General features: G+C 64.9%; 2 protein-coding genes. Both read left to right on the top strand.

The window, feature by feature from the left end:
- Positions 1-167: ATP-binding protein (locus tag O4G76_RS19890; RefSeq protein ID WP_269398890.1), on the top strand; the 167-nt coding region annotated here is incomplete at its 5' end.
- 274 nt (positions 168-441) lie between these two features.
- The coding region (locus tag O4G76_RS19895; protein ID WP_269398889.1) for a CBS domain-containing protein at positions 442-652 on the top strand (211 nt) is incomplete at its 3' end.

Genomic DNA, 652 nt, shown 5'->3' on the forward strand with positions numbered 1-652 from the left:
TCACCAGCAACCTGCCATTCGATGAGTGGACCGAAACCTTCGGCACCGAACGCCTGACCGGCGCGCTGCTCGACAGGCTGACCCACCACGTCAATATCCTCGAGATGAATGGCGACAGCTATCGGCTCGGCCAAAGCCGGGCACGAAAGGCCGCAGCCCCCACCTGATCCTCGCCGGATGAATTGGCCTCGCGGGCCAATGCGCCATGCCACGCCCCAGCTACGGGGCAAGCGGGCGCGGCATGGCGCTTGCCGCCGCGCCGCTGGCCTGGTTTTGCGCCGCCGCGTGGCCGATTTTTGGTCCGCCGTTGACACCCAGAGGCGCATGGCACCGATCTATGAACGGGCGCGCCGCCTGTCTACTGCCCGAAGGGGAAATTCGCTCACGAAACCGTCACCTTGCGGATCGTCGCCGAGGCGCGCGCGAAGCGGGAACGCGGCTATGGGTCTGTTCGTTGTCATCCCGCACTCAACAGAGGAGCGAAATATGCAAGTCCAGGACATCATGACCAGCGATCCCGTCTGTTGCGGCGGGAACACCACCATTCAGGAGGCCGCAAAGCTGATGGCCGAACACTCCATCGGGGCGCTTCCGGTGCTCAACGACGCGGGCGAGCCGATGGGCATCGTGACGGATCGCGACATCTGCTGCG

The sequence above is a fragment of the Limimaricola sp. G21655-S1 genome (genome assembly GCF_027213785.1).
GTDB lineage: Bacteria > Pseudomonadota > Alphaproteobacteria > Rhodobacterales > Rhodobacteraceae > Limimaricola.